This is a genomic window from Amycolatopsis alkalitolerans, from assembly GCF_006152065.1.
Classification (GTDB): Bacteria; Actinomycetota; Actinomycetes; order Mycobacteriales; family Pseudonocardiaceae; genus Amycolatopsis_E; species Amycolatopsis_E alkalitolerans.
In genome coordinates this window covers 1-21,860 of the sequence record NZ_VDFW01000052.1, presented here as the reverse complement: position 1 = coordinate 21,860, position 21,860 = coordinate 1, and the positions used below count along the sequence as shown (strand labels likewise).

At 71.2% G+C, this 21,860-nt stretch carries 25 protein-coding genes; 9 read left to right on the top strand and 16 right to left on the bottom strand.

The genetic code is table 11. The annotated features are described in order from the left end of the window. Positions 1-98 precede the first annotated feature (98 nt). The gene (locus tag FG385_RS32580; protein ID WP_139100660.1) at positions 99-725 is read left to right on the top strand and encodes an acetate uptake transporter; all 627 of its coding nucleotides are present in this window, start codon (positions 99-101) and stop codon (positions 723-725) included. 45 nt (positions 726-770) lie between these two features. Here the strand turns inward: FG385_RS32580 and FG385_RS32575 are convergent, their stop codons facing one another. Genes FG385_RS32575 through FG385_RS32565 form a run of 3 tightly spaced genes read right to left on the bottom strand, consistent with a single transcriptional unit; the run spans position 771 to position 2,270 of the window. Further along, a complete protein-coding gene (locus FG385_RS32575; RefSeq protein ID WP_139100659.1) occupies positions 771-1,511 on the bottom strand; it encodes a DUF899 family protein in 741 nt (246 codons plus the stop codon). Further along, entirely contained in the window at positions 1,508-1,849 is a 342-nt protein-coding gene (locus tag FG385_RS32570) for an ArsR/SmtB family transcription factor (protein ID WP_139100658.1), read from the bottom strand. The genes FG385_RS32575 and FG385_RS32570 overlap by 4 nt, the downstream gene beginning before the upstream one ends. Beyond that, a complete protein-coding gene (locus tag FG385_RS32565; RefSeq protein WP_139100657.1) occupies positions 1,839-2,270 on the bottom strand; it encodes an SRPBCC domain-containing protein in 432 nt (143 codons plus the stop codon). The genes FG385_RS32570 and FG385_RS32565 overlap by 11 nt, the downstream gene beginning before the upstream one ends. Before the next feature lie 87 nt (positions 2,271-2,357). Between FG385_RS32565 and FG385_RS32560 the strand changes: the two genes are divergently transcribed. Beyond that, the gene (locus FG385_RS32560; protein WP_139100656.1) at positions 2,358-2,933 is read left to right on the top strand and encodes a TetR/AcrR family transcriptional regulator; all 576 of its coding nucleotides are present in this window, start codon (positions 2,358-2,360) and stop codon (positions 2,931-2,933) included. Positions 2,934-2,963: 30 nt separating this feature from the next. Here FG385_RS32560 and FG385_RS32555 read toward each other — a convergent pair whose 3' ends face one another. The 8 genes from FG385_RS32555 to FG385_RS32520 all read right to left on the bottom strand — a co-directional run bounded on the left by FG385_RS32555 (position 2,964) and on the right by FG385_RS32520 (position 10,054). Continuing rightward, positions 2,964-4,052 (bottom strand): acyl-CoA dehydrogenase family protein, encoded by a 1,089-nt coding sequence (locus tag FG385_RS32555; protein WP_139100655.1) that lies wholly within the window; start codon positions 4,050-4,052, stop codon positions 2,964-2,966. Further along, the gene (locus FG385_RS32550) at positions 4,049-5,230 is read right to left on the bottom strand and encodes an acyl-CoA dehydrogenase family protein (RefSeq protein ID WP_139100654.1); all 1,182 of its coding nucleotides are present in this window, start codon (positions 5,228-5,230) and stop codon (positions 4,049-4,051) included. The genes FG385_RS32555 and FG385_RS32550 overlap by 4 nt, the downstream gene beginning before the upstream one ends. Then, on the bottom strand, positions 5,227-6,465 hold the full coding sequence (locus FG385_RS32545) for an acyl-CoA dehydrogenase family protein (RefSeq protein WP_139100653.1): 1,239 nt from the start codon (positions 6,463-6,465) through the stop codon (positions 5,227-5,229). The genes FG385_RS32550 and FG385_RS32545 overlap by 4 nt, the downstream gene beginning before the upstream one ends. A gap of 2 nt (positions 6,466-6,467) precedes the next feature. Continuing rightward, positions 6,468-7,487, bottom strand: a complete 1,020-nt coding sequence (locus FG385_RS32540; RefSeq protein ID WP_139100652.1) for a phosphotransferase family protein — start codon at positions 7,485-7,487, stop codon at positions 6,468-6,470. 79 nt (positions 7,488-7,566) lie between these two features. Continuing rightward, entirely contained in the window at positions 7,567-8,019 is a 453-nt protein-coding gene (locus FG385_RS32535; RefSeq protein ID WP_139100651.1) for a MaoC family dehydratase, read from the bottom strand. 3 nt (positions 8,020-8,022) lie between these two features. Beyond that, positions 8,023-8,784, bottom strand: coding sequence for a 3-oxoacyl-ACP reductase FabG (gene fabG / locus FG385_RS32530; RefSeq protein ID WP_139100650.1), 762 nt, complete (start codon positions 8,782-8,784; stop codon positions 8,023-8,025). Positions 8,785-8,866: 82 nt separating this feature from the next. After that, on the bottom strand, positions 8,867-9,514 hold the full coding sequence (locus tag FG385_RS32525; RefSeq protein ID WP_139100649.1) for a DUF998 domain-containing protein: 648 nt from the start codon (positions 9,512-9,514) through the stop codon (positions 8,867-8,869). A 93-nt stretch (positions 9,515-9,607) separates the two neighbouring features. Beyond that, positions 9,608-10,054 carry a MarR family winged helix-turn-helix transcriptional regulator gene (locus tag FG385_RS32520; RefSeq protein ID WP_139100648.1) on the bottom strand — a complete coding sequence of 149 codons (447 nt, stop codon included), beginning with the start codon at positions 10,052-10,054 and terminating at the stop codon, positions 9,608-9,610. A 40-nt stretch (positions 10,055-10,094) separates the two neighbouring features. On the opposite strand from FG385_RS32520, the gene FG385_RS32515 reads away from it, so the two are divergent. Beyond that, positions 10,095-10,496, top strand: a complete 402-nt coding sequence (locus FG385_RS32515) for a DUF5313 family protein (protein ID WP_139100647.1) — start codon at positions 10,095-10,097, stop codon at positions 10,494-10,496. A gap of 10 nt (positions 10,497-10,506) precedes the next feature. Here the strand turns inward: FG385_RS32515 and FG385_RS32510 are convergent, their stop codons facing one another. Continuing rightward, on the bottom strand, positions 10,507-11,886 hold the full coding sequence (locus FG385_RS32510; protein ID WP_139100646.1) for a wax ester/triacylglycerol synthase family O-acyltransferase: 1,380 nt from the start codon (positions 11,884-11,886) through the stop codon (positions 10,507-10,509). 9 nt (positions 11,887-11,895) lie between these two features. Then, positions 11,896-13,791: an ATP-dependent zinc metalloprotease FtsH gene (ftsH, locus tag FG385_RS32505; protein WP_139100645.1), complete on the bottom strand. Its 1,896-nt coding sequence runs from the start codon at positions 13,789-13,791 to the stop codon at positions 11,896-11,898. 157 nt (positions 13,792-13,948) lie between these two features. Here ftsH and FG385_RS32500 point away from each other — a divergent pair, with 157 nt between their 5' ends. Next, positions 13,949-14,608: a CBS domain-containing protein gene (locus FG385_RS32500; RefSeq protein ID WP_200834763.1), complete on the top strand. Its 660-nt coding sequence runs from the start codon at positions 13,949-13,951 to the stop codon at positions 14,606-14,608. Positions 14,609-14,733: 125 nt separating this feature from the next. Here the strand turns inward: FG385_RS32500 and FG385_RS32495 are convergent, their stop codons facing one another. Continuing rightward, positions 14,734-15,729, bottom strand: coding sequence for an Acg family FMN-binding oxidoreductase (locus tag FG385_RS32495; RefSeq protein WP_139100644.1), 996 nt, complete (start codon positions 15,727-15,729; stop codon positions 14,734-14,736). Positions 15,730-15,920: 191 nt separating this feature from the next. On the opposite strand from FG385_RS32495, the gene FG385_RS32490 reads away from it, so the two are divergent. From FG385_RS32490 to FG385_RS32475, 4 genes are all read left to right on the top strand, one after another. Further along, on the top strand, positions 15,921-17,315 hold the full coding sequence (locus FG385_RS32490) for a DUF4389 domain-containing protein (protein ID WP_139100643.1): 1,395 nt from the start codon (positions 15,921-15,923) through the stop codon (positions 17,313-17,315). Positions 17,316-17,337: 22 nt separating this feature from the next. Then, positions 17,338-17,856 (top strand): flavodoxin family protein, encoded by a 519-nt coding sequence (locus FG385_RS32485; RefSeq protein ID WP_139100642.1) that lies wholly within the window; start codon positions 17,338-17,340, stop codon positions 17,854-17,856. 108 nt (positions 17,857-17,964) lie between these two features. Continuing rightward, entirely contained in the window at positions 17,965-18,555 is a 591-nt protein-coding gene (locus tag FG385_RS32480; RefSeq protein WP_139100641.1) for an Rv1733c family protein, read from the top strand. Positions 18,556-18,574: 19 nt separating this feature from the next. After that, complete coding sequence (locus FG385_RS32475; RefSeq protein ID WP_139100640.1) at positions 18,575-19,453, top strand: universal stress protein; 879 nt, start codon at positions 18,575-18,577, stop codon at positions 19,451-19,453. Here the strand turns inward: FG385_RS32475 and FG385_RS32470 are convergent. Continuing rightward, complete coding sequence (locus FG385_RS32470) at positions 19,441-20,925, bottom strand: bifunctional aminoglycoside phosphotransferase/ATP-binding protein (RefSeq protein ID WP_139100639.1); 1,485 nt, start codon at positions 20,923-20,925, stop codon at positions 19,441-19,443. The genes FG385_RS32475 and FG385_RS32470 overlap by 13 nt on opposite strands. A gap of 107 nt (positions 20,926-21,032) precedes the next feature. Between FG385_RS32470 and FG385_RS32465 the strand changes: the two genes are divergently transcribed. Beyond that, the gene (locus tag FG385_RS32465; protein WP_139100638.1) at positions 21,033-21,536 is read left to right on the top strand and encodes a flavodoxin domain-containing protein; all 504 of its coding nucleotides are present in this window, start codon (positions 21,033-21,035) and stop codon (positions 21,534-21,536) included. On the opposite strand, the gene FG385_RS32460 is transcribed toward FG385_RS32465, so the two are convergent. Then, positions 21,533-21,860 (bottom strand): helix-turn-helix domain-containing protein (locus FG385_RS32460; RefSeq protein ID WP_139100637.1); only part of this gene is annotated, 328 nt, incomplete at its 5' end. The genes FG385_RS32465 and FG385_RS32460 overlap by 4 nt on opposite strands.

The window sequence follows — 21,860 nt, the reverse complement described above, 5'->3', positions numbered from 1 at the left end:
CGGCGACGTCACCACCCTCGCCGACAGCAGCGTCATGGACCTCATCTCCGCAGGACTCAAAACCGGCAAATCCGAAGACTGACAAGGGAGTCTCCACAATGAGCACGACAGAAGCCGACCGCACCACCGCGGCCCCCGTGGCGCCGGCCGACCCGACGAAGCACATCGCCGACCCCGGTCCGCTCGGTCTCGCCGGTTTCGCGGCGACGACGTTCGCGCTGAGCCTGGTCAACGCCGGCCTGGTGGCCAAGTCGGTCGAACCGGTCGTCCTGCCGCTCGCCCTGTTCTACGGCGGGCTCGCGCAGCTACTCGCCGGGATGTGGGAGTTCCGTAAGAACAACACCTTCGGCGCCACCGCGTTCGCCACGTACGGCGCGTTCTGGCTCTCGTTCGCGTTCTACGTCTGGCAGTTCGCGGGCAAGATCCCGGAGGCCCAAGCGGCCACCGCGACCGGGGTGTTCCTGCTGGTGTTCACCATTTTCACCGCCTACATGGCGATCGCGTCCCTGCGCACCAGCGTCGCGCTGGTCGCCGTGTTCGTCCTGCTGTTCCTGACCTTCCTGTTCCTCACAGTCGCGGAGTTCTCGGGAGCCGAAGGCATCGGTAAGCTCGGTGGCTGGCTCGGCCTGATCACCGCGGTGCTCGCCTGGTACACGTCGTTCGCCGTGGTGGTGAACAGCACCTTCAAGAAGACCGTGCTGCCGGTGGTCCCGCTGGCTGCCTGAGCCGCTGACGAGAAGAACCCCGGCGAGAACTTCGCCGGGGTTCTTCTATTTCGCGCAGCAATCGGCGGGCAGGCGCGACCAGTAGGCCGTCGGATATCCGCCGGTGCGCCAGACGCCGCGATCGGCCTGCCACGGTCGCGGCCAGCCGGCCGGGGAGTCCTCCCACGACTCCTGCCGCCCGTACACGGTCAGGTCGAGCAGCCCGTAGGTGTTGTCCATCGCTTCGACACCGCGGCCGTTGGTCCAGTACGTCTCGAACACCCGGTCACCGTCTCGCAGATAGCAGACCAGGAAGAACATTCCGGCCTGCCGCCCGACGAGCAGCCGCTCGGCAGCGTCTTGCGCCGAGTACCACGGCACGTCCAGTCCCAGGATGTCGCGGTAGCGCAGGCTCTCCTCGTACGGCCCTTGGCAGAACACGGCGTAGGTGACGTCGCGGGCGTGCAAATAGGACAGTTCGCGAACCTGCGAGCTGTAGTAGGTGCAGCCCTCACACTGCGCCGCGGCGGGCTCGTCGGTGTGCCACATGTGGTAGTACGCGATCAGTTGCCGGCGGCCCTCGAACGTCTCGATCAGCGGGACCGGCCCGTCCGGGCCTGCCAGCGGTATCGCGGGGTCGACCTCGACCATCGGCAGCCGCCGCCGGGCCGCCGCGATCTCGTCGCCCGCGCGGGTGTGCGCCTTCTCCCGGATTCGCAACGCGTCCAGTTCGGCCTGCCAGGTCGCCCGGTCGGTCAGGGCGGGGAGGCCGGTATTACCGATCCGACCCGTTTCCGTTGTGCTCATGGCTCGTTCTCCTTGTCGAGATGTCTCGTCAGCGCTTCCAGTGGTCCGTCCCAGTCGCGGGCCAGCGCGGCGAGGAACTGCTGCGCGATCCGCATCGGCGCGGAGTGCAGCCGGTAGCGCACCCGCCGCCGTTCTCCCGGTTCGGGCGTGACCAGGCCGGCGTCGGCCAGCAGGGTCAGGTGTTTCGCGATGGCCTGCCGCGTGATCGGCAGGCGCGCGGCCAGGTCCGTCGCCGTGGCCGGCCCGCCCGAGGCGAGGTCGGCCAGGACGGCCCGCCGGGTCGGGTCGGCCAGCGCAGCGAAGACCTGTTCCGCGATCGCTTCGCTGTCAGGCGGCATCGAGGTATTCGACCAGTTCGCCCAGTTCGCTCGCCCATCCCTCGGTGTTGCCACCGAAAGCCTTGGCGTGCGCTTCGCCCGACAGCTGGGCGAAACCGGACTCGACGACGGTCAGCCGGGTGCCCGCGCCGGCCGGCTCGAGGGTGAACTCGACGTAGGTGCGGCGGGGGTCGTCCTCGGGCAGTCCGTAGACATGCCAGGTGTAGCCGAAGATTCTCGGCTCCTCGACCCGTTCGATCCGCATCTTGGCCCGGTGCCCGTGGTCCCAGGTCATCTCCGCGGCCCCGCCCGGGCGCAGGTCGATCGTGGCCTTGTTGCCGAACCAGGTGCCCAGCCCTTCGGCCGTGGTGAGGGCGGCCCACACCTTGGCGGGCGGGTGCGCGATCTCGACGGTGCGCTCGATGCGATCAGGAAACGCCATCTCATCCTCCACATAAGTAGCAACTCGATGGTTGCTACATTATGGCAACCGAGTGGTTGCGTCAAGGGTGACCGGTAGGCTGGCCCCATGGCCGAGGACGCGGTGCCCAGCCGCCTGCTTTCGGCGGCGACGAAGCTCTTCGCGCAGAAGGGGTTCGACCGGACGTCGGTGCAGGAGATCGTCGCGGCGGCCGGGGTCACCAAGGGCGCGATGTACCACTACTTCGGCTCGAAGGACGACCTGCTCTCGGAGATCTACGGCCGCGTGCTGCGGCTGCAGACCGAGCAGCTGGAGAAGGTCGCCGTCACCGAGGCGCCGGTGCCCGAGCGGCTGCGCCGCGCCGCGGTCGACGTCGTGGTCAGCACGATCGAGAACCTCGACGACACGAAGATCTTCCTGCAGTCGATGCACCACCTCGCCCCCGAGAAGAGCAGGGCCGTGCGCGCCGAGCGCCGCCGCTACCACGAACGTTTCCGTTCGTTGATCGAGGAGGGCCAGCGGGCCGGGGCCCTCCGCGCGGACAAACCGGCCGACATCGTGGTCGACTTCTTCTTCGGCGCCGTGCATCACCTGGGCGCGTGGTACCGCTCCGGCGGCCGGCTGTCCGCGCGCGAGGTCGGCGAGCACTACGCCGACCTGCTCCTGTCCTCCCTGCGCCCCTGAACGTAGATCTCGGCGTCGTGAAGGTAGATCTCAGGCGGGGAGGTTGGCGAGGGTGGCCAGTGCGGCGCGGTGGCGGCCCGGGGTGCCGAGGGCCAGCTCGTCGCTCTTGGCGCGCTTGAGGTACAGGTGCACCGGGTGCTCCCAGGTCATCCCGATCCCGCCGTGCAGCTGGACGGCCTCTTCGGCCGCGTGCACCGCGACCGCGGCGCATGACGACTGGGCCACGGCCACCGCGATGCCGACGTCGTCGCTGCCGGTCGCGAGCGCGTCCGCGGCGTTGCGGGCCGCCGCCCGGGCCATCGCGATCTCCAGGTACAGATCGGCGAGCCGGTGCTTGAGCGCCTGGAACGAGCCGACGGGGCGGCCGAACTGGTACCGCTGCTTGACGTAGGCGACCGTCTCGTCCAGGCACCACTGCGCCACGCCCAGCTGCTCGGACGCGAGCAGGCCCGCTCCGGTGAGCAGCGCCTGCTCCAGTGCGGCCGCGGCCCGGTCCGGCCCGGCGAGCAACTGCCCGGTGACCCCCTCGAGGGTCACGTCGGCGAGCCGGCGGGTGAGATCCAGCGAAGTGGCCTCAGTGACCGTGGCGCCCTCGACGGCGTACAGCCCGGGACCGTCCGGGCTGAGCGCGGGCACGATCAGCACGTCCGCGACCGCCGCGTCGGCCACCACGCTGATCCGTCCATTGAGGATGGAACCGGCCGCCTTCACCGTGGTGGGAAAGCCGGCCCCCGGCCAGGTGCTGAGCGGTACGGCGAGCGCCCCGGTCGCCTCGCCGGTCGCGAGCCGCCGCAGCGGTTCACCGGGTTCGCAGGCCAGCAGCGCCGACGTGGCGAGCACGGCGCTGCCGAGGAACGGCACCGGCACGACGGCGCGGCCCAGCTCTTCCAGCACGACGGCGACTTCGCGGGCCGAAGCGCCCTGCCCGCCCAGCTTCTCGGGCACGAGCAGTCCCGCGAGGCCCAGCTCCACGGCGAGGGTGCGCCACAGCTTCAGGTCGTACGGCTCTTCGCTCCCCGTCCTGACGAGCACGGCCGCGGCATCCGCCTTGTCGGCGAACAGGCCGCGGACACTCGCCCGGAGGTCCTCTTCGGTCTCGGAGTACAGCAGATCGCTCACCGCGGCAGGTCCTTCCAGGCGACGTCCTTGTCCACGCGGGGTTCCGACGGCAGGCCGAGCACGCGCTCGGCGATGATGTTGCGCAGCACCTCGGACGTGCCGCCTTCGATCGAGTTGCCCTTCGCCCGCAGGTAGCGGTAGCCGGGTCCGCGGCCGAGCATGTCGACGCGCTCGGGGCGGCGCATCGTCCAGTCGTCGTACCGCAGCCCGTCCTCGCCGGCGAGTTCCACTTCCAGGCCGGTCAGCGCCTGCTGCAGGTTCGCGAACGCGAGCTTCATCGCCGAACCCTCCGGGCCGGGCGCGCCGAGGGCGAGCTGCTGGCGCAGCCGCGTTCCGGCCAGCCGCGCGGTCTCCGCGTCGGCCCACAGGCGCAGCAGCCGTTCGTGCAGCTGGGGGGTGCGCAGTTCGGGATGCTCGCGCCAGGTGTTCGCGACCATGCCGATGAGCCCGCCCTCGCGCGGCATCGCGTTGCCGCCGATGGCGACGCGCTCGTTCATCAGCGTGGTCTGCGCGACCTTCCAGCCTTCGCCGACCGCGCCGAGCCGGAGCGAGTCCGGCAGGCGCACGTCCGACAGGAACACCTCGTTGAACTCGGCCTCGCCGGTCAGCTGCCGCAGCGGCCGCACGTCGACCCCGGGATCGGTCATGTCGCAGATGAAGTACGTCATGCCCTGGTGCTTGGGGACATCCGGATCGGTGCGGGTGACCAGGATGGCGAACCGGGCGACGTGCGCGACCGAGGTCCACACCTTCTGCCCGGTGACCACCCAGTTGTCGCCGTCGCGCACCGCGCGCGTGCCCAGCGCCGCGAGGTCGGAGCCGGCGCCGGGTTCGGAGAACAGCTGGCACCACACCTCTTCGCCGGTCCACAGTGGACGCAAATAGCGCTGCTTCTGCTCTTCGGTGCCGAACCGCAGGATCGTCGGGGCCGCCATGCCCAGCCCGATGCCGATGCGGCGCGGGTTGTTGTCCGGGGCGCCCGCCTCGGCGAACTGACGGTCCACCCCGGACTGCAGCGCCCGGGGCGCGTCGAGCCCGCCGAGGCCCGCCGGGTAGTGCACCCAGGCCAGTCCCGCGTCGAAACGGGCGCGGAGGAATTCCAGCCGCTCGGTGGTTTTGGGGTCGTGTTCGGCGAGGAACGCCGCGACCCTGCCGCGCAACTCTTCTGGTGTGGTCACTTGTACTTCCTCAGTTCGCGGTGCGCCAGCGAGCGCTTGTGCACCTCGTCGGGTCCGTCGGCGAAGCGCAGGGTCCGGATCTGCGCCCACATTTCGGCGAGCGGGAAGTCCTGCGACAGCCCGCCGGCGCCGTGCGCCTGGATGGCCTTGTCCAGCACCCATTCCACAGTGGACGGCGTGGCGATCTTGATCGCCTGGATCTCGGTGTGCGCGCCGCGGTTGCCGACGGTGTCCATCAGCCACGCGGTCTTGAGCACGAGCATCCGCAGCTGCTCGATCCGCACCCGGGCCTCGGCGATCCAGTCCTGCACGACACCCTGTTCGGCGATCGGCTTGCCGAACGCGGTGCGGGACAGCGTGCGGCGGCACATGAGCTCGATCGCGCGCTCGGCGACCCCGATCGAGCGCATGCAGTGGTGGATGCGGCCCGGCCCGAGCCGGGCCTGCGCGATGCCGAATCCGGCACCCTCCTCGACGAGCAGGTTCTCGGCCGGCACCCGCACCTGGTCGAAGATCACCTCGGCGTGCCCGCCGTGCGAGCTGTCGTCGTAGCCGAACACCTTCATCCCGCGCTTGACCGTGAGGCCCGGCGTGTCCCTCGACACCAGGATCATGCTCTGCTGCCGGTGGGGTTCAGCTGAGGGATCGGTCTTGCCCATCACGATGAAGATCGCGCAGTCCGGGTTCATCGCGCCGGTGATGTACCACTTGCGCCCGGTGATCACGTAGCCGTCGCCGTCGCGGGTGATGCTGGTGGTGATGTTGCGCGCGTCGGAGGAGGCGACCTCGGGCTCGGTCATCGCGAACGCCGAGCGGATTTCCCCGTCCAGCAACGGTTCGAGCCACTGCTTGCGCTGCGCGTCGGTGCCGAACTGGGCCAGCACCTCCATGTTGCCGGTGTCGGGGGCGGCGCAGTTGAGCGCGATGGGCGCGAGATGCGGGCTGCGGCCGGTGATCTCGGCCAGGGGAGCGTACTGCAGGTTTGTCAGGCCCAGCCCATGCCCGCCGGCATTGGAGGCACCAGCACCGTGCTCCCCGGGCAGGAACAGGTTCCACAGCCCGCGTTCGCGGGCCGCGGCCTTGAGGTCCTCGACGACGGGGGGTGCCGACCACGGGTTTTCCCGCTGCGCCAGTTGCTCTTCGAAGATCGGCTCGGCCGGGTAGATGTGGGAGTCCATGAACTCGGAGAGCTTCGCGCGAAGCTCCTCGGTGCGGGCGTCGAATGCGAAGTCCATTGTCAGTCCTTCAGTTTCTCGTTGCCGAGCCGGACGAGCGGGGCGACCGCGTCGCCGATCTTGTCGAACCCGGCGCCGACGGTCTGGCCCTGGCTGAAGCGGTAGTAGATCCCTTCGAGGATCACGGCGAGCTTGAAGAAGGCGAAGCCGACGTACCAGCCGAGCGCGGAGATGTCCCGGCCCGAATGCCGCGCGTAACGCGCGACCACCTCGTCGGTGCCGGGGTAGCCCGGCGCGAGGCTGGCGTTCGAGACGATGCTGAGGTCGAGGTTCCCGCGCTCGGCGTAGGCCACCAGGAGCGCGAGGTCGGTGAGCGGATCGCCGAGGGTGGACATCTCCCAGTCCAGTACCGCGGTGATCCGGTCCTCGCCGTCGACCAGCACGTTGTCCAGCCGGTAGTCGCCGTGCACGATCGCCGGCGGCCCCGAAACCGGCAGGTGCTTCGCCAGCCGCTCGCGCAACCGGTCGATCCCGGGGATGTCCCGGCTGCGCGACGCGTCCAGCTGTTTGCCCCACCGCCGCAACTGGCGTTCGAGAAACCCTTCCGGGCGCCCGAAATCGCCCAGCCCGACCTCGTCCGGGTGCACCGCGTGCAGGTCCACGAGCGTGTCGAGCAGCCGGCCGGCGATGGCGGCCGTCCGCTCCGGGCCCAGTTCCTCCAGTTCCCCGGCGGAGCGAAACGGCGTGCCCTCGACGAACTCCATGACGTAGAACGGAGCGCCGATGACTCCGGTGTCCTGGCACAGCGTGATCGTGCCCGGCACCGGGACCTTCGTGTCCCGCAGCGCGCTGATCACCCGGTGTTCACGCACCATGTCGTGCGCGGTCGGCAGCACGTGACCCAGCGGCGGGCGGCGTAGCACCCAGCGCGAGGCGCCGTCACCGACGACGTAGGTCAGGTTCGACCGGCCGCCCTGCACGACGTCGGCGGTCAGCGGCCCCGCGACCAGACCGGGGACCCGGGTGTCGAGATGGGCGCGCAGCCGGGTCAGGTCGAGTCCCGGTGGGTCCTGCTGGGTCACGAACGGCCTCCTCGGCTCGGTACCGACCAGTCGGTATGCTCCACGTCGGCGGCAGCCCGCCGTGCGCGGTACCCCTTTGTCAGCGGAGCATGCGCGCGACGAACTCCGCGACGCAGGCGGGTTTCCGCTCGCCGTCGATCTCGATCGTCCACGTCACGACGGCCTGCTTCCCGCCGGGCACGTCGGTGATCTCCGCGAGCTCGGCGACCCCGCGGATCTTCGAACCGACCTTGACCGGCTGCGGGAACCGCACCTTGTTGAGGCCGTAGTTGATGCCCATCGACAGGCCGTCGACCCGGTAGGTGGTGGACGCGAGCTGGGGCAGCAGCGACAGCGTGAGGAACCCGTGCGCGATCGGGCCGCCGAAGGGGCCCTTGCTCGCCTTGTCGAGATCGACGTGGATCCACTGGTGATCCCCGGTCGCGTCGGCGAACGTGTTGACCTGCTCCTGGGTGACGGTGAGCCATTCGCTGGCGCCGAGCCGCTCGCCCACGGCGGCGGCGAACTCGTCCAGGCTGGAAAAGACGCGCATGCTTCAGTCCCTCGGTCCGCCGGCGACGTAGATGACCTGGCCGGAGACGAATCCGGCGCCCTCGCTCACCAGGAACGAGACGGTGTTCGCGATGTCGTCGGGCACCCCGACGCGCTGCACCGGGATCTCCTTCGCGGCCGCGGCCTTGAAGTCCTCGAACGGCACGCCGAGCCGCTCGGCGGTGGCCGCGGTCATGTCGGTGGCGATGAACCCGGGGGCGATCGCGTTCGCGGTGACGCCGAACTTGCCCAGTTCGATCGCGAGGGTCTTGGTGAACCCCTGCATCCCGGCCTTCGCGGCCGAGTAGTTCACCTGGCCGCGGTTGCCCAGCGCGGACACGCTCGACAGGTTCACGATCCGGCCCCACTTCTGGGCCGTCATGTGTTTCTGCACCGCGCGGGTCATCAGGAACGAACCGCGCAGGTGCACGCCCAGCACCGAGTCCCAGTCCTGGTCGGACATCTTGAAGATCAGGTTGTCGCGGGTGATCCCGGCGTTGTTGATCAGCACGGTGGGCGGGCCCAGCTCGTCGGCCACCTTCCCCACGGCCGCCTCGACCTGCTCGGTGTTGCTGACGTCCAGCCCGACGCCGACCGCCCTGCCGCCGCCCGCGGCGATGTCCTCGGCGCCCTGCTTGACGGCCGCCTCGTCCAGGTCCAGCAGGCCCACGGCGAACCCGTCGGCCGCGAGCTTGCGGGCGACCGCGGCACCGATACCTCGGCCGGCGCCGGTCACGATCGCGACGCGGGAGTGCGATTCCGTCACTGCTTCCTCCTCCACGGTGAGCTAAGCGAGCGCTTAGAAAGCTACCGGCAACGGTACTCGACGGGTAGTGATATAGCTCAACTCACCCGCTGGAGCGTAGTAGCGGGACGGCCAGGGTCGCGACCGCGAGCAGTTCGGTCAGCGCCATGAGTCGCTGCACCAGCCCGAGCGGCACGAAGGTCCACCACGGCCCGCCACCGGCGAGCATCACGACCACGCCGGCGAGGATCACCGCGAACCAGGCGAGCGAGGCCAGCGCCAGGATGCGCGCGGCCCACTGCCAGCCGGTTTCGCCCGTGAACACCCGGCCCGAGGCGATCAGCAACCCGACCGGCAGCACGACGAACCCGATGATGCTCGCGATCCGGTGCACCGTGCCGCCCGGGCTCGGGCCGGTCGCCCAGTCGGTTTTCGGGAAGGCCACGATCACCAGCAGGCTCAGCGTCCACACGGCGCCGGCGACCAGCGCCGCCACCGGCAGCCCGCGGTGCAGGGCCTGCAGCGTGAACAGCGCCGCCGAGCCCACCGCGATCAGCAGCAGGGCCAGGTTGAAGATCCACTTGTTGCTGCTCAGGCCGTACTCGCTGATCGTGCGGCGCAGCGGGCTGATCTGGGCGGTACCCGGCAGGAACTGCAGCAACAGCACCAGGCCGGCGCCCACGGCGATCGCGACCACCCCGCTCAGCCCGAGGATGCCCGGCAGGCGGCTCGGTTGCACTGTCACGGTCATGGCGTCGATCGTACGGACGATCAGCAGCCCCCATCGGCGATCGGCACCCGGGCGCCGTCGCGCAGGAACACGGTGCACGGCCGCCGGCCGCGGTCACCTACCGGTCGCGGCGATGACGCGGCCGAGCGCCGCGTGCAGTTGTTCGAGTTCGGCGAGATCCATACCGAGTTCCTCCACCACGCGGTACGGGATCTTCTCGGCCTCCTTGCGGAAGGCCCGGCCGGCTTCGGTGAGCTCGACCGTCAGCGCGCGCTCATCGGACCGGCTGCGCTCCCGGCTCACGTAGCCCAGCGCTGCAAGGCGTTTGAGCAGCGGCGACAGGGTCGCCGGATCGTGGCGCAGGGTCTCGCACAGCTCCTTCACGGTGCGCGGTGCCTTGTCCCACAACGCCAGCAGCACCAGGTATTGCGGGTGGGTCAGACCATACGGCTTGAGCAGCGGCCGGTAGATCGCGATGACACTGCGCGACGCGACTGACAGCGCGAAGCACACCTGCCGGTCGAGGGCCAGCGGATCCGGGCCCAGATCGATTGCCGGCACGGTCACTCCTCTTGCTTAGCGTACTAAATATTAGTCTACTATCGGGGTCGTGAGACAACGACCGAATCCCGCGCAGTGGATCTGGTACTCCCTCGGTGGCCGCCTGCCCGGCCGGTGCCGGGAGTGGGTTCTCCACGACACGACCTCGCGGACCTGGGTGTGGCGGCACGCCGCGCGCAGTACGGTGCTGGTCGGTCCGCTGATGCTCGTCTGGCTCCTGCTGCCCGGCCCGATCCTGCTGCGGCTCGGGCTGGTCCTCATGGCGGGGCTCGTCGGCTACTTCTATTCCTTCGTGTACCTGGAGGAAGCCGCCGAGAACCGGCTGATCAAGCACGGGTACCCCCGCGGCACGGGTAAGCGCGTGCGCGCCGAGGCCCACGCCGAGGAGGACGAGGCGATCCGGCAGCGCTACGTCGCCCAGTACCGCACGCCGCACGAGTGAGGCGGCCGGGTCAGCCGCGGTGCGCGGCGGCGCCGGCGAGGGCGGCCAGCTCGTGTTCGATCGTTTCCGCCAGCAGGCGGGTTTTCGGGGCCGAGTCGGCGTCCGTGGTGATGCCGAAGGACAGTTTGTCCTGATACGTCAGGATCGCGACCCCGGTCCGCAGACGGAGGGCGATCGGCACGTACGGGTGCAGCGCCACGATCTCCCGCCCCAGCATGGACAGCTTGTGCCGCGGCCCCGGCACGTTCGTGGTCACCGTGACGATGTTGCGCTGCGGCAGTTTCGCCGCCGCGCGGATCGCCCACGCCACCGGCGCGAACGGACCGTGCCCGGCCGCGGTCGTCACCGCGGCGCCCGCCTCGGCCTCCTTGCGGTCCTTGAGCCCCGCCAGCCGCCGGTGCACCGACACCAGCCGCAGCGCCGGATCGGCCACGTCGACCGGGAGCAGCGGCAGCATCAGCGACACCTGGTTGTCCAAAGCAGACGGTCCACTCCGGACGTTGACCGGCACGAGCGCGCGTACCGAATCGGCCGCCGGTTCCTCGCCCCGGTCCAGCAGCACCTCGCGCAGCGCGCCGCTGATCGCGGCCAGTACGACGTCGTTCACGGTCGCGTCGAAGGCTTTCGCGATCCCGGCGACGGTGGGCAGATCCGCCTGCGCCAGCTCGTAGTGCCGCCGCCGCCCGATCGGTCCGGACAGGGACGAAGGCGTGACCGGGATCAGCGCGGACGCGAGCGCCGCCAGCCCGCGTGCCGCGTCCGAGGCCCAGCGCGCGAACGTCCGGGGGTCCGCCAGCCCGCGCGCGACCGTCCGCAACTCCCCGAAGGGGCCCGTCGCCAGCTGCTGGCGCAGCGACATGCCCAGCAGTGCCAGCAGGCTCGGCTCGGGTTCCGCCGGCGGTTGCGGGGCCGGCGCCGGGGGAGCGTCGTGGAAGAACAGGTCGTGCAGCGTGACGCCCGAGACCCCGTCGGCCAGGCAGTGGTGCAGTTTGGACACCACGGCCCACCGGTCGTTTTCGAGCCCCTCGATGACCCAGCATTCCCACAGCGGGCGGCCGCGGTCGAGGCGTTCGGACATGATCATGCCGACCAGTTCGCACAGCGCGGCCTCGTCACCGGGCGCGGCGGCGGCCACGCGCTGGAAATGCCGCCGCGGATCGAAGTCGGCGTCGTCGACCCACAGCGGCGGGCCCAGATCCAGCGGCACGTGCCGGACCCGTTGCCGGTAGCGGGGAATCGACGGGAGCAGCGCCGAGTAGGCGGCGACGAACTCCTCCTGCGGCGGTGGCGGTCCCTCCGCGACCGCCACCGAGGCGATCGCCAGCGCGGCGCTGGGATCCTCGTCTTCGATCTCCAGGAACGCCGCGTCGAGTGCGCTCAACGGTTCCACGACTCCTCCTCACCGGCTCGATGGCAGCAACGCCTTCTCCCGCCGCAGCACCTCCAGTACCGTGCTCCCGTCGACCGTTTCGTGCTCCATCAGTTCGGCGGCGAGTCGGTCGAGGGCGCCGCGGTGGTCGGTCAGCATCCGGATCGCGCGCTGCTCCGCGTCCCGCAGCAGCCGCGCGACCTCCTGGTCGACGATCCGCTGGGTCTCCTCGGAATAGCGGTGCACGACGTCTTTCGGGGCACCGGGCAGGTACGCGGCTTCGCTGGCGGGGTAGCCGATCGGGCCGAGCGCGTGGGACAGGCCGAACTCGGTCACCATCTTCGTCGCCAGTTCGGTCGCCCCGGACAGATCGTTGGCGGCGCCGGTCGAGCCCTGGTCGAACACGACGAGTTCGGCCGCGCGGCCACCGAGGCGCACCGCGAGCGAGTCCATCAGGTAGGCCTCGCTGTAGAGGTGCCGCTCGGATTCGGGCAGCTGCTCGGTCGCGCCGAGCGCCATCCCGGCCGGCAGGATCGTCACCTTCGCGACGGGATCGGCGTGCTCGCACAGCGCGGCGACGAGCGCGTGCCCCGATTCGTGCACCGCGACCGAACGCTGTTCCTCGGGCAGCAGCGCGTTCGAGGTGTCGCGGCGGCCCAGCATGATCCGGTCGCGGGCGGCGCCGAGATCGTCGGCGGTGATGAGGGTCCGGTCGTCGCGCACCGCGTTGATGGCGCCCTCGTTGACCAGGTTCGCCAGGTCCGCGCCGGAGAAACCGGGGGTGCCACGGGCGATCACGTCCAGATCGACCTCGGGGGCCAGGTGCTTGTTCGCCACGTGCACCTTCAGGATCGCGGCGCGCTCGGCCTGGTTCGGCAGCGGCACGATGACCTGGCGATCGAACCGGCCGGGCCGCAGCAGCGCGGCGTCGAGCGTTTCGGGCCGGTTGGTCGCGGCCAGCACGACGATCCCGCTGCTCTGGTCGAAACCGTCCATTTCGGCCAGAAGCTGGTTGAGGGTTTGCTCGCGCTCGTCGTTGCCGCCGACGTGGCCGAGGCCGCGGCGGCTGCCGACGGCGTCGATCTCGTCGATGAAGATGATCGACGGGGCGCGGTCGCGGGCCTCGGTGAACAGGTCGCGCACCCGGGACGCGCCGACACCGACGAACATCTCGACGAACGCCGAACCGGTGATGGACAGGAACGGCACGCTCGCCTCGCCGGCCACCGCGCGCCCGATCAGCGTCTTGCCGGTGCCGGGCGGGCCGACCATGATCACCCCGCGCGGGCCTTTCGCCCCGGCGGCGGCGTAGCGCCCGGGATTGCGCAGGAAGTCGACGACCTCGCTGACCTCCTGCTTGACACCCTCGTACCCGGCGACGTCGGCGAACCGGGTGGTCGGCCGCTCCGCTTCGATGATCTTCGCCTTCGACCGGCCGAACCCGCCCATGCCGCCGGCCAGCGAGCGTTGCGCGGCACGGCCACTCCAGGCGATGAACGCGATGATCAGCACCACCGGCCCGAGGATGAGCAGCAGGGTCAGCCACCCCGACGAGCTCGAGGACGAGACCTTGCCGGTGATCTGCACGTTGTGCGCCTGCAGCTTCTGATCGAGCGCCGCGTCGCCCAGCGCGGTGGGGATCTGGCTGGTGAACTGCGAGTTGTCGGTCAGCGTGCCGCTGACCGAGCCCTTGTCGTCGATCTCGACCGTCTTGACCTGCCCGGCGTCCACTTTGGTCACCAGATCGGTGTAGGACAGCGTCGGGGTCGTGCTCGTGGAGCCGGACAGGATACTCGGCAGGAACAGCAGGAACATCGTCGCCAGCAGGCCCAGCGGCAGGAGCCAGGAGCGCCAGGCCGGGGGCTTGGGAGGCTCCGGCTTGGGCACCGGGTCCGGCGGTGGCCCCGACTTCGCCGTTCGTGACATGTCCGTTCCTTCCCACACCTGGATTCCAGCGTCAAGGAAAGCCCGTGGTGACCCGGACGCGGGAGCGGCGAAAGTCCTCTGCCGCAATGCCCGAAGTCTCTGCTCGCACCGGCCGGTGCCGCCTAGCTTCGGGATCGGACGAACTTGGAGGTTTGTTATGCGAACGCTGACCGTCGGCGCGGTGATGACCCGGGAGCTGGCCGTGGTCTCGCCCGAGACCGAGTTCAAGGACATCGCGACCCTGCTGGCCACGCGGCGGATCAGCGCGGTACCGGTGGTCGACGGGGCCGGGAGCCTCGTCGGCGTGGTGTCGGAGGCGGATCTGCTGCCCAAGGAGGAGCACGCGGGCGACCCGGACGGCCCGTCCTGGTTCGCCGGGCGCCGGCCGCGGCGGGACTGGCACAAGGCCGCGGCGCTGCGCGCGGCCGACCTGATGACTTCGCCCGTGCGGACCGCCGACGTGACGGACCCGCTCTCGGTGGTCGCGCGGCAGCTCGTCGCGAGCCGGATGCGGCGGCTTTTCGTGCTGGACGAAGGAAAGCTCGTCGGCGTGGTCGCGCGGCGCGATCTGCTGGGCGTGTTCCTGCGGCCGGACGCGGAGATCAAGGCCGAGGTCGAGACGAGCGTGTTCGAGCGAGCGCTGATCGCGAATCCCGCGTCCTACACGGTGACCGTGGACCGCGGCGAGGTGACCTTGCTGGGACGGCTCGAACGGCGCAGCTCGGTCGCGGCGGCGGGACAGCTGGCGGCGCTCGTGCCGGGCGTCATCGAAGTGCGCAACCGCCTCGACTACGTCTGGGACGACGAGCGGAAGTAGCCGGACGAGCGCGGGCACTGGGGGCCCGCGCGCCGGCGAAAGCCGAACTCGCGTGCGGTGGAAGCCGGACTCGCGGCGACAGCTGAAAAGGTGGGGACCCGCCCCAGAGGCGGGTCCCCACCTTTTCAGCTCTGGAGTGGGGTGTCGAGGGGGGCGAGGACCTCGTCGAGGCCGCGCCGGGGGGTCGCGGGCAGCGGGTCGGCGTTGACCGGGGCCCAGCCGACGCGCAGCACCATCTGCGGGTACGCGCCGGCGATCACCTTGGTCCGCAGGGTTTCCCGCGTCGTGGCCACTTCCAGCGCCTCGGTCAGCGGGCAGCTGGCCAGGCCCAGCACGGTCGCGGTCAGCAGCACCGCGCTCGTCGCCTCACCGGCGCGCAGCTGGGACATCCGGTCGTCCGAGGTCGTGCCGAGCACGAGCAGCACCGTCTCGTCCGACTCGCCGTCGGTGTCGGGCTGGATCAGGCCGGGATCGGCGAACGGGCGTGCGGGCAGCGCGCCCGGGGTGTCGTCCGGCGGCGGCGTGCTGAAGCTCGGCACCCCGTCCGGTGTCGCGTGCCGGCCGCTCCACGCGGCGAGCTCGGCCCGGTAGTCCGGGTCACCGGCGTGCTGCCGCGCGGCTTCGAAGATGGCGCGCGACAGGTGGTACCGGGCCGATCCTTCGGCGGCACGCAGGAACGTGCCCTCCTCGGCCGCGCGGCGCGCCATCAGGTCGATGTCGTCGCCGGGCACCGGCCACGAGCTGTGCCGCCGCCGGTCCGTGCGGCGCCGCGGGATCGCGGCCGCGAGCGAGATGTCCAGCTCGGTCGGCTCGTGCCGGTGCAGCTCGATCGCGGCCAGGTGGTCGGGATCGTCGGGGTTGGGCAGCCGGTGCACGTCCGCCCGCCAGCCCAGCGCGGCGAACCCGACGCGCAGGTGGTGCAGCGCGGCGCCACAGCTGACGATCAGGTCCCGGCCCTGCGGGTCGGTCTTCGGCAGCCGGCGCTCCGGATCGGCGTACAGGTGCAGCGTGCGGTCGCCGGCACGCCACCGCCACGGCTGGGTGTTGTGCACCGAGGGCGCGCGGACGGCGAGTGCGACCGCCGCGTCGACGGTGAAGCTGTCGGGAAGTCCACGGTCCATGGTCAAACCTGCTTCGTCGCGTTGATGCCTTACGAGCCGAATTTCGCACCGGCACGGGCGGCGCGAGCAGAGCAGAAATCCCTGAGCACCGGGGACCTTTGTTCCTGGTCCGCGCGCGCGGGCGGTGCGCACGGTCGGGGTGGCCCGGTCAGCAGGCCGGGTTCCCGACATCTCGAGAAGGAGGGGACGCGATGACCACTCCCGCGCCCTATCCGGTTCGTGTCGAGGCCTCGCTGGATCCGGCCCTGTCCCGGTGGCTGTGGCTGGTGAAGTGGCTTCTCGCGATCCCGCACTACATCGTGCTCGCGTTTCTCTGGTTCGCGTTCGCCCTGCTGAGCGTCGTGGCGTTCTTCGCGATCCTGTTCACCGGACGGTACCCGCGAGCGATCTTCGAGTTCAACGTCGGGGTGCTGCGCTGGACCTGGCGCGTCCAGTACTACGGCTACCAGGCGCTGGGCACCGACCAGTACCCCCCGTTCACCCTCGCCGACGTGCCGGAGTACCCGGCGCGGCTCGAGGTGGACTACCCGCAGCACCTTTCGCGCGGGCTGGTGCTGGTGAAGTGGTGGCTGCTGGCCATCCCGCACTACATCATCGCCGCGTTGTTCGTCGGCGGCGGCAGCTGGCTCGTCTGGCAGGGCAGCACCCGCACCGGCAACTTCGACTGGGCCGCGGGCGGGCTCGTCGGCGTGCTCGTGCTGATCGCGGCGATCGTGCTGCTGTTCACCGGGAAGTACCCGAAGCCGATCTTCGACTTCGTGCTCGGCATGGACCGCTGGGTGCTGCGGGTCGCCGCCTACGCCGGGCTGATGACCGACCAGTACCCGCCGTTCCGGATGGACCTCGGCGGCCACGAGCTCACCGGCCCGATCCCCGGGGGCCCCGAGCCGCACGAACCGCACGCGCCGGGGCCGGGCCATCACTGGACCGGCGGGCGGATCGCGTCCGTGATCGTCGGGGCCGTGCTGGCCCTGACCTCGATGGGCCTGCTCACCGGCGGCGCGACGCTGCTGTGGGCCGACAAGAACGGCCGCGACGCGGACGGGTACCTCTCGGCGTCCAACACGTTCACCACGCCGGCCTACGCGCTGACCACCGAACCGGTCACGCTGTCGGGCTGGACACCGCCCGCGAACCTCGTGGGTGACGTGCGGATCCGGGCCACCTCGGCCGATCCCGCGCAGGCGGTGTTCATCGGGATCGCGCCCACCGCCGCCGCGGACCGCTACCTGGCGAACGTCGAGTACGCGACCGTGCGCGACCTGTCCGCGCGGACCATGACCATCCACAGTGGAACGCAACCCGCGGTGCTGCCGCAGGACGCCGGCATCTGGGCCGCGCGGACCAGCGGTCTGGGCACGCAGACGCTGAGCGTGCCGATGCGGGCCGGTGACTGGACGGTCGTCGTGATGCACCCCAACGGCTCGCCGGGGCTCGACGTGCTGGCCGAGGCCGGCGCGACCGCGCCGGGACTGGGCTGGCTCGCGACCTGGGTCCTCGTGGGCGGGATCGTGCTGCTGGCCGGCGGGGTCGTGCTGATCGCCGTGCCGGTGCACCGGGCTTCGCGGCAGCTGCAGCCGCAATGACGCAAGGGAAAGGAAGGACATCATGCGAATTCTCGTGGTGTACGAATCCATGTTCGGCAGCACCGAGCAGGTCGCCCGCGCCATCGCCGACGGCCTGGCGCCCGTGACGCAGGCCGAAGTCGTCAACGTCGACGACGCGCCCGCGGACCTGGCCGGGGTCGACCTGCTCGTGGTCGGCGGGCCCACCCACGTGCACGGGATGAGCCGGGCCTCGACCCGCCAGTCGGCCGCGGACCGGTCGAAGGAGGGTGTGCGGTCCCGCGAGCGCGGGATGCGCGAATGGCTCGACAGCCTGGGCAGGGCACCGGAAGGCCTGCGGGCGGCGGTGTTCGACACGCGCGTCGACAAGGCGCGCTGGGTGACCGGCTCGGCGGCCGCGGGTGCGGCGAAGCTGTTGCGGCGTAAGCACTTCGAGCTGGTCGCGGAGCCGGAGAGCTTCCTGGTCACCGGGGCCGACGTGGCCGAGCTCGTCGGCGGCGAGCTGGCGCGGGCACGGGACTGGGGCGGCGCCCTGGCCTCGACGCCGGTGGCGAAGGGCTGACGCCGGGGTCTTTCGGTGGGCCGGCGAGGACTCTCGGCCCTTCGCCGGCCCCGCTCTCGCGCGGGAACCTCTTGGCGTGGAAGGAAAGCTCGGAGGAGGTGCGTCAGAATGAACGTCAGCTCGACCTGGATCATGCGGCAGCTTCGCTGGATCGGCTCCGGGCGCAACCCGCTCGCGACGCGGTGGGACCGGATCGAAACCGCCCTGGTCGCCGTCGCGATCGTGCTGTCACTGGGGATGGTGCCGGTCGCGCTCGCGGCCGGCTCGCACGAGTACGCCACGGGACTGCGCGACGCCGCGCACGAACAGGCCACGCGCACGCAGGTCACCGCAGTGCTGCTGGCCGACGCGCCCGAGACGCTCAGCGCGCGTGCAACCGCGACCCAGGTCCCGGTCAAGGCCGTATGGCGGCTGCCCGACGGGAGCGAGCGGACCGGGCAGGTCGAGGTCGCCCCGGGCACCGACGCCGGCACCGGCACGCCGATCTGGATCGACCAGGCGGGCAACTCCGTGCCCGAACCGTTGACCCGCGACGGCGCGCTGGGCGCGGCGTTCGGCATCGCGGCCCTGGTGTGGGTCGGCGCCGTCGGCCTGGTCGTGCTCGCGCTCTGGGGCGCCCGGTTCCTGCTCGACCGCCGGCGCGGTGAAGACCTCGCCCGCGAATGGCAGCGGGCCAGCCGTGACCTCAAGCGGTTCTGAGTCCAGTGTGGAGGGTCCGATGAGTTCGCCGGTGGTGACCGGGATCGACGGTTCGGCTTCGGCGCTCGCCGCCGCCCGCTGGGCGGCCCGCGACGCGCGGCGCCTCGGCGCCCCGCTCCGGCTGGTGCACGCGTACTCGGTCACGGGCACCGGCTACAGCGGCCGCCAGCTGAGCACGATCCAGCGCCGGGAACAGGGCGCCGCGCGGTTGCACGAGGCGGAGATCGCCGCGGGCTGGGCGGCACCGGGGGTCGCGGTGACCGCGGCACTGCGTGAGGGCGACGTGCGCGCGGTGCTGCTCGACGAGTCGCGGCGGGCCCGGCAGGTGGTGCTCGGCGCGACCGGCGCGCACAGCGTGAGCCGGCTGATGATGGGCTCGGCCGGGCTGACCCTGGCCGTGCACGGCGACTGCCCGGTCGTCGTCGTGCGGGACCGCGCGCGTGACAACGGCCCGGTGGTGGTGGGCGTGGACGGCTGGCCCGACTGCGCGGCCGCCGCCCGGTTCGCGTTCGCCGAGGCGGCGGTGCACGACACGGGCGTGACCGTCGTGCGCACCTGGCACGCGCCCGGCGCGCCGGACACCGAGCCGGTGCACGAGAAGGAGCGTGCCTCGCTGATCCGGCAGGTTTCGCCGCTGGCGGGCGAGTTCCCGCAGGTGCCGGTGGAGTACATCGTGGTGCGCGGGCAGGCCGGGCACACCCTGCTCGACTACGGCGAGCACGCGAGGCTGATCGTGGTGGGCACGCACGGGCACAGCGGTTTCGCGCGCCTGCTGCTGGGTTCGACGGCCCGGACGGTGACGCGGCACGGCTCCGCGCCGGTCGCGGTGATCCGCTCGGACGAGGTCGTGGACCGGTGGCTGCGCGGCGCCGGGGCGGCCCGGCCTCAGCCGAGGTAACCCAGCGCCTGGGTGAGCGAATCCTGCTCGGTGCCGGCGGTGAAGATCGTGTGCGCGTCCGGCCAGGGGTGGACGTTCGTGGCCATCCGGCGGGCGATTTCCGGCGTGGCGTCGGAGATCGAGTCCTGGCGCGTGGCCATGCGCGCGGCCGTCGTCGCCTCCGGCGCCCAGCACCGCAGCGGAATCACGCTGCTGTGCGTCCGGGCCCCCACCGAGGCCGCTTCCAGCCGGCGGTCGGCCGAGCGCCAGGACGCGTCCAGCACCACGGTTTCGCCCAGCGACAGCAGTTCCTCCGCCCGGTGGTTCAGCTCGGCGTAGGTGTGCGCGGTGAACTCCGCCGTGTACAGCCCCTTCTCGTACTCGGCCGCCGCGCGCCGCTCGGCCGGGATGCCGGCCAGTTCCTTGCGGACGCGGTCGCTGCGCAGCAGCGTCGCACCGAGCCGGTCGGCGATCGCACTGGCCAAAGTGGACTTTCCCGAGGCGGGCAGGCCGCCGACGAGGATCAGCCGCACCTGGCCGGCCCGCAAATGCCGCAGCGTGAGCTCGGCGTACTCGCGGGCGAGCCGGGCCGCCGTGTGGTCACCCTGACTGTGCCGCAGGCAGGCCACCTTGGCGCGGACGAACGCGCGGTAGGCCAGGTAGTGATGACGCAGCGCGGGCGGGGCCGGGTCGGCCGAGAACTCCGCGTAGTGCTCGAGCAGCAGTTCACCGAGTTCCGGTGAACCCAGCCGTTCCAGGTCCATCGCGAGGAAGGCGACGTCGTCGAGCCCGTCGACCGAGCGGAGGTTGTCGTCGAATTCCAGGCAGTCGAGGATCTGCGGGCCCTGATCGAGGCAGAAGATGTCGTCCGCCAGCAGGTCACCGTGCCCGTCCACGATGCGGCCCGTGCGCATGCGCCGCGCGAACAACGCTTCCCGGCCGGCGAGGAACTCTTCGACCAGGCGCTCGATCTCCGCCGCGACGGCCGCGTCGAGCACGTGTCCGTGGAACGGGCGGACCTGCGCGAAGCTGTCGCGCCAGCGGCCGAGGATCGCGTCACGGGAACCCTGCGCCGTGATCGCCGGCCCGCGGCTCCCGTGCTCGTGGAAGCGCGCCATGATGCGGGCGAGATCGCGGATCGTGTCGGTCAGCGGCGCGCCGTCGCGAACGAGCGCCGAAAGCCGCCGCTCGTCGGGCATCCGCCGCATCACCACGAGATGATCGCAGATCTCGCCGTCGGGTCCCTTCACGTCGGCGACGCCGAGGTAGGTCTCCGGCGCGAGCCGCCGGTTGAGGGCGACTTCCTTGTGGCACACCTGTTCGCGGGTTTCGCGGCGGGTGAAGTCGAGGAAGCCGAAGTCGACCGGCTTCTTGAGCTTGTAGGCGAGGTCGCCGACCAGGAACACCGCGCCGATATGGGTTTCGCGCACGGCGCTCCACGGCTGGTCGGTCCGGTTCGGCCGCAGTTCGGACAACAGCTGGCTCGCGCTCATGATCCCCAGCGTGCCGCCGGGCGCGGCGTGGCGGAAAGGGCCCTAGGTCACCGGCACCGGGTCCTCCGCCTCTCACCCGCGCCGGACGGGGCGGCCAGCGTTGTGCCATGAAGATTCTCGTGGCCGCCGCCAGCAAACATGGAGCCACCCGTGAGATCGCGGTCGCGATCGGCGAGGTGCTGCGGGAGCATGCCGAGGTCGACGTGCTCGACGCCGGCGACGTCGACCGGATCGCCGGGTACGACGCCGTGGTCCTCGGCAGCGCGGTCTACCTCGGGCACTGGCTCGCCGCCGCGACCGATCTGGTGCACGCCCGCCGCGAGGAGCTGACCGCGGTGCCGGTTTGGCTGTTCTCCAGCGGGCCGGTCGGGTCGCCGCTCAAACCCGAGCAGGACCCGCTCGAACTCCCGACGCTGCGCCGCCTCGTGCACGCGCGCGGGCACCGCCTGTTCGCCGGCCGCATCGACCGGCATCACCTCGGGCTGGCCGAACGCGCGATGGTCGCCGCCCTCCACGTGGGGGACGGCGACTTCCGGGACTGGCCGGACATCCGGGCGTGGGCCCGCCGGATCTCCCGCGCCCTGGGCCAGCTCCCGGCGGTTCAGCCCTAGTCCGCTTCGCGGGCTTGCCGCTTCTCGTGCAGCTTGGTCGCGAGGACGGCGGCCTGGGTGCGGCGTTCGAGGCCGAGTTTGGTCAGCAGGCGGGAGACGTAGTTCTTGACGGTCTTCTCGGCGAGGAACATCCGCTCGGAGATCTGCCGGTTCGTCAGGCCCTCGCCGATCAGCTCGAGCAGCGTGCGTTCCTGCTCGGTCAGCCCGGACAGGGGGCCCTCGTCCGCGGCGTCGGCCCGCAGCTTGGCCATGAGCGTGGCCGCGGCCCGGTTGTCGAGCAGGGAGCGCCCGGCGCCGATTTCGCGGACGGCCGAGATCAGCTGC

Coding starts and splice junctions, on each gene's coding strand:
- FG385_RS32480 (WP_139100641.1), top strand. CDS start 17,965: ATGAACGTCAGCTCGACCTGGATCATGCGGCAGCTTCGCTGGATCGGC.
- FG385_RS32470 (WP_139100639.1), bottom strand. CDS start 20,925: ATGAGCGCGAGCCAGCTGTTGTCCGAACTGCGGCCGAACCGGACCGAC.
- FG385_RS32545 (WP_139100653.1), bottom strand. CDS start 6,465: ATGGACTTCGCATTCGACGCCCGCACCGAGGAGCTTCGCGCGAAGCTC.
- FG385_RS32490 (WP_139100643.1), top strand. CDS start 15,921: ATGACCACTCCCGCGCCCTATCCGGTTCGTGTCGAGGCCTCGCTGGAT.
- FG385_RS32525 (WP_139100649.1), bottom strand. CDS start 9,514: ATGACCGTGACAGTGCAACCGAGCCGCCTGCCGGGCATCCTCGGGCTG.
- FG385_RS32575 (WP_139100659.1), bottom strand. CDS start 1,511: ATGAGCACAACGGAAACGGGTCGGATCGGTAATACCGGCCTCCCCGCC.
- FG385_RS32485 (WP_139100642.1), top strand. CDS start 17,338: ATGCGAATTCTCGTGGTGTACGAATCCATGTTCGGCAGCACCGAGCAG.
- FG385_RS32475 (WP_139100640.1), top strand. CDS start 18,575: ATGAGTTCGCCGGTGGTGACCGGGATCGACGGTTCGGCTTCGGCGCTC.
- FG385_RS32565 (WP_139100657.1), bottom strand. CDS start 2,270: ATGGCGTTTCCTGATCGCATCGAGCGCACCGTCGAGATCGCGCACCCG.
- FG385_RS32495 (WP_139100644.1), bottom strand. CDS start 15,729: ATGGACCGTGGACTTCCCGACAGCTTCACCGTCGACGCGGCGGTCGCA.
- FG385_RS32580 (WP_139100660.1), top strand. CDS start 99: ATGAGCACGACAGAAGCCGACCGCACCACCGCGGCCCCCGTGGCGCCG.
- ftsH (WP_139100645.1), bottom strand. CDS start 13,791: ATGTCACGAACGGCGAAGTCGGGGCCACCGCCGGACCCGGTGCCCAAG.
- FG385_RS32570 (WP_139100658.1), bottom strand. CDS start 1,849: ATGCCGCCTGACAGCGAAGCGATCGCGGAACAGGTCTTCGCTGCGCTG.
- FG385_RS32535 (WP_139100651.1), bottom strand. CDS start 8,019: ATGCGCGTCTTTTCCAGCCTGGACGAGTTCGCCGCCGCCGTGGGCGAG.
- FG385_RS32500 (WP_200834763.1), top strand. CDS start 13,949: ATGCGAACGCTGACCGTCGGCGCGGTGATGACCCGGGAGCTGGCCGTG.
- FG385_RS32560 (WP_139100656.1), top strand. CDS start 2,358: ATGGCCGAGGACGCGGTGCCCAGCCGCCTGCTTTCGGCGGCGACGAAG.
- FG385_RS32465 (WP_139100638.1), top strand. CDS start 21,033: ATGAAGATTCTCGTGGCCGCCGCCAGCAAACATGGAGCCACCCGTGAG.